Origin of the sequence: Vibrio sp. M260118, from assembly GCF_036533755.1 — a bacterium.
GTDB lineage: Bacteria > Pseudomonadota > Gammaproteobacteria > Enterobacterales > Vibrionaceae > Vibrio.
In genome coordinates this window covers 1-4,670 of sequence record NZ_JATABG010000293.1, presented here as the reverse complement: position 1 = coordinate 4,670, position 4,670 = coordinate 1, and the positions used below count along the sequence as shown (strand labels likewise).

Below are 4,670 nucleotides of genomic sequence, written 5' to 3'. Positions count from 1 at the left end.
GTGTCTATTGATTTAGTATATATAGACAGAAGGTGCAGTTTTCGCTGCACCTTTGTCAAATACTCGCTTGATAAATCAGCGATTTCTCACAAATACAACGCTTAAACGTTAAGCTTGCTGTTCCATTTCTTGGATTTTCACTTTCCAAGTGTCAGGGCCAATTTGGTGAGCGTTTGCGCCGCTAGAGTCTACCGCGACCGTCACAGGCATGTCTTCCACTTCAAACTCGTAGATAGCTTCCATACCTAGATCTTCAAACGCGACCACACGTGCCTTCTTAATTGCTTTAGCAACTAGGTAAGCCGCTCCGCCAACCGCCATCAAGTAAACCGCTTTGTGCTTTTTGATTGACTCAACAGTAGCCGGACCACGCTCAGCTTTACCAATCATGCCCATAATGCCCGTCTCTTCGAGCATCATGTCAGTGAACTTGTCCATACGTGTAGAGGTTGTTGGACCTGCCGGGCCTACAGCTTCATCTCCGACAGCGTCTACAGGGCCAACGTAGTAGATAAATTTACCTTTGAAGTCGACACCTTCAGGAAGCCCTTCACCATTTTGCAGCATGGTTTGAATACGCTTGTGCGCCGCATCGCGGCCAGTGAGAATTTTACCTGACAGCAACACAGTTTCACCTGTTTTCCACTGCTCTACGTCAGCTTGCGTCACCTCATTTAAGTTGACACGACGCGTGTTCGCACCCGCTTCCCAGGTAATGTCTGGCCACTCTTCTAGCTTTGGTGGTGTCAGATCAGCTGGCCCCGTACCATCTAAGGTAAAGTGAACATGACGAGTTGCCGCACAGTTTGGAATCAAGCACACAGGTTTAGAAGCGGCATGTGTTGGTGCAGTTTTAATTTTCACATCAACAACTGTGGTTAAGCCACCAAGGCCTTGTGCACCAATACCCAGCTTATTAACACGATTGAAGATATCCAAACGAAGCTCTTCTTCTGCATTTTCAGGGCCACGATCGATCAGCTCTTGAATATCAATGTGCTCCATCAACGACTCTTTCGCCAGAACCGCGGCTTTTTCTGCCGTACCACCAATACCTATACCAAGCATACCCGGTGGACACCAACCCGCTCCCATAGTCGGTAGTGTCTTTTCAACCCACTCTGCAACATCGTCAGAAGGGTTTAGCATCACCATCTTAGTTTTGTTTTCACTGCCGCCGCCTTTCGCCGCAATTTGAATCTCGACTTTATCGCCAGGCACCATGTTGATATGTACTACCGCCGGCGTATTATCCTTGGTATTGATACGTTTGCCTGCAGGGTCCATCAGAACGGAAGCTCGCAGTGGGTTATCTGGATTGGTGTAGGCCTGACGTACGCCTTCATCAACCATTTGTTGCACAGTTAGGTCTGTGGTGTCCCATTGAACACCCATGCCTACGTTAACGAAACAGGTTACGATACCTGTATCCTGACAAATTGGACGATGCCCTTCTGCAGACATGCGTGAGTTAATTAAGATTTGAGCAATTGCGTCTTTCGCCGCTTGGCTCTCTTCACGGTGGTAGGCTTTTTCTAGGGCTTGAACAAAGTCTAATGGGTGGTAGTAAGAAATGTACTGGAGCGCATCAGCAACACTGCTGATCACATCTTGCTGGCGAATTACGGTCATTGCATGCCTCGTTATATTTATGCTTCCTTTTTGCAGTCGAACACAAACGTTTGCTTGCTTATTATCTATTTGCAAAACACTGGTGTAGCGACTGTTGTCGTCATTATGATACTCTTGCTTTCCTCAACACGCCATGCAATCAGTGATCTCTTTGTCACAAATTACACAAATGAATAACATCAAGCCAAATTGCTTAGAAATCAAATCGATTCCCTACCAACCCGACCTAGCGACGCAGCATTTTTCGTCGATCCAGAACCAGTCTTGGTCGATGTTGCTACGTTCACCATCTAGGACTCATGTAGACAGCCGATTTGATGTATTGGTTAGTCAACCTATTGCGACTATCACTACACTTGGTGAGACAAGCTATGTGTGCCGTAGAGGAAACAAAGAGACATCAAACCAAAACCCGTTCGATCTGTTAAATAGATTGCAGGCTGAGTTATTGCCAAATATTGATTACTCGGGTGAGCTGCCATTTGTTGGTGGCGCGCTAGGTTATTTTGCTTATGACTTAGGACGCCATGTAGAACGCATCCCGACTATCGCCTGCGATGACCTTAAAACACCCGATATGGCGATTGGTTTGTATGATTGGGCATTGGTTGTCGACCACCAACAACAGTCTGCCGTTGTTGTTGGAGTAGACGTTGAACAGAAGTGGCTTTGGCTCTGCTCACAACAAGTGCAAAACTCAACCGAGTTCTCGCTAACCAGCGATTGGCAATCAAATATGACCAAGCAGAGTTATGGCGAAAAGTTTGCTCAAGTTCAAGAGTACCTGCGCTCTGGCGACTGCTATCAAATAAATCTAGCGCAACGTTTTAGCGCCTCATACCAAGGCAGTGAATGGGATGCTTATCAAAAACTTGAACAAGTTAACCAAGGCCCATTTTCCGCCTTCATCCGCACTGACCTCGGAGCAATTCTAAGCGTTTCTCCGGAGCGTTTCCTGCAGCTAAAAGAGAACAAAATTGAGACTAAGCCGATTAAAGGCACACGTCCAAGAAGCAGCGATCCACACACCGATACGCAAGCGGCGCATGACCTAGCGAATGCAGAGAAAGATCAAGCCGAAAACCTGATGATTGTTGATCTACTAAGGAACGACATTGGTCGCGTTGCCAAGCCCGGTACAGTCCACGTCCCTAAACTGTTCGATATAGAGAGCTTCCCTGCGGTGCATCACCTTGTGAGTACCGTATGTGCTGAACTCAATGCACAGCATAATGCGACCGACCTTCTCAAAGCATCTTTCCCTGGTGGCTCGATTACTGGCGCTCCCAAAGTGCGCGCAATGGAAATCATCGAAGAGCTGGAACCACACCGTCGCAGTGCGTACTGTGGCAGCATCGGCTATATCAGTCGTCATGGCAATATGGATACCAGCATTACCATTCGCACCCTAGTCGCGGAACAAGGCAAAATAAACGTATGGGCGGGAGGCGGTCTGGTCGCTGACAGTCAATGCGATGCAGAGTATCAAGAGACACTCGATAAATTGAGCCGGATATTACCCGTCCTAGCTCAGTAGCCTAGTATGGGTCTGATGTGAGCATTAGGCCCATTTTTCTATCATAAGCCTGAGATCTTTGGCCGTATACGGTTTAGTTAAGATGTCATCCATTCCACACTGAATGCACTTCTCGCGCTCTTCTAAGGTTGTTCCCGCAGTAAGAGCGATTACCGGCAGACGATATTCCTGTTCACGCAGATAAGCCGTAGCCTCAAAACCATCCATTTCCGGCATGCGACAATCCATAAAGATCAAATCGTAACTATTGTCTGAGATAGCTTTTATCGCTTCGACGCCATTATTAGCTATATCTGGAGAGATCGACATCTTCTTCAGCATCTGATTGATAATGACTTGGTTCATTCTAATGTCATCAACCACCAGAATTGATAATTGCTCAACGGCCTTAAACTCGCTATCACTTTCTGAACGTGTACTGCTCGACGCAATCTTAGCCGTCGTTTTCAAAGGAATGACAATATCAAAACAACTGCCTTTGCCAACTTCACTTTTAAGTTCAATGGTTCCAGACATCAGCTCAATTAAGTTCTTACAAATCGCAAGACCTAATCCAGTTCCTTCAAAGTTACGTTTAGCGGTTCTATCTACTTGAACAAACGGAGTAAACAGTTCTTTTTGCGCTGCTTTTGCGATCCCAATGCCAGTATCGACTACAGAGATATGTAAACGGCCATCTTGCCAACGAGTGGTCAACAGCACTGAGCCTTCAGCAGTAAACTTAACTGCATTACCAACAAGGTTAACTAATATCTGCCCCAAACGCTCAAAGTCACCAATAAATCCGCAAGGTAAATCTCCACACTCTTCAATAGTAAACTCAATCCCCTTTTCTCGAGCCTTAGGCTCAAAAATCCCAACTACCATGTCTCGTAAATCGGACCATTGGAACTCGGACGGTATTAACTCCATCATCCCGGCGTTCATTTTGCTGAAATCAAGAATGTCATTAATGATATGGCGAAGAAGATCCCCAGAATGGGTTAAGTTCGCCAGCAGAGTTCGCTGCTCTTCATCAAGCGGTGTACTTTCAAGAAGCTCTGCGCTACCTAATAGGCCATTTAGAGGGTTCTGAGTTCATGGTTGATCATCGCCACAAACTCTTTAGTTGAACGTTCAGATTCTTCTGCTCGAGCACGCGCGTCTTGGTGACTGTTGACTATGATTTGACGACTCAAGGCACTGCAGAGCAACTCGCCAACTAACAACATCTGACTGACGACAAAGTCGCGACTCATTCCCTCTTCGTTGACCAATACCGCAAGTTCGCCCACAACCTGATGGTCAACTTCAATGGGTAGTTTTAGCAGATTTTCTTCCCAGACTGCGTAGGGTTTTACTCGGGAAAGGTCGCTTTGCAAATCAGCACCAAACTCCGAATTTACAACGCTAGAGAGGAGGTTGGGCTCAATCAGTAGATGCGCTTTTTCAAGTGCTGAAGAAGACTCCAAACGCTCTAGCAAGCTTGAAATCAATCCGTCATCCAAAGTTCGGCTAAGAA

At 46.4% G+C, this 4,670-nt stretch carries 2 protein-coding genes and 1 pseudogene; 1 reads left to right on the top strand and 2 read right to left on the bottom strand.

Translation table 11 applies throughout. The annotated features are described in order from the left end of the window. Window positions 1-108: 108 nt before the first annotated feature. Entirely contained in the window at window positions 109-1,632 is a 1,524-nt protein-coding gene (locus tag QTO00_RS15200) for a fumarate hydratase (RefSeq protein WP_331425543.1), read from the bottom strand. Between the two features lie 169 nt (window positions 1,633-1,801). On the opposite strand from QTO00_RS15200, the gene pabB reads away from it, so the two are divergent. Beyond that, a complete protein-coding gene (pabB, locus tag QTO00_RS15195; protein WP_331425542.1) occupies window positions 1,802-3,169 on the top strand; it encodes an aminodeoxychorismate synthase component 1 in 1,368 nt (455 codons plus the stop codon). 24 nt (window positions 3,170-3,193) lie between these two features. On the opposite strand, the pseudogene QTO00_RS15190 reads toward pabB, so the two are convergent. Then, window positions 3,194-4,670, bottom strand: a pseudogene (locus QTO00_RS15190) (ATP-binding protein); the annotation flags it as partial.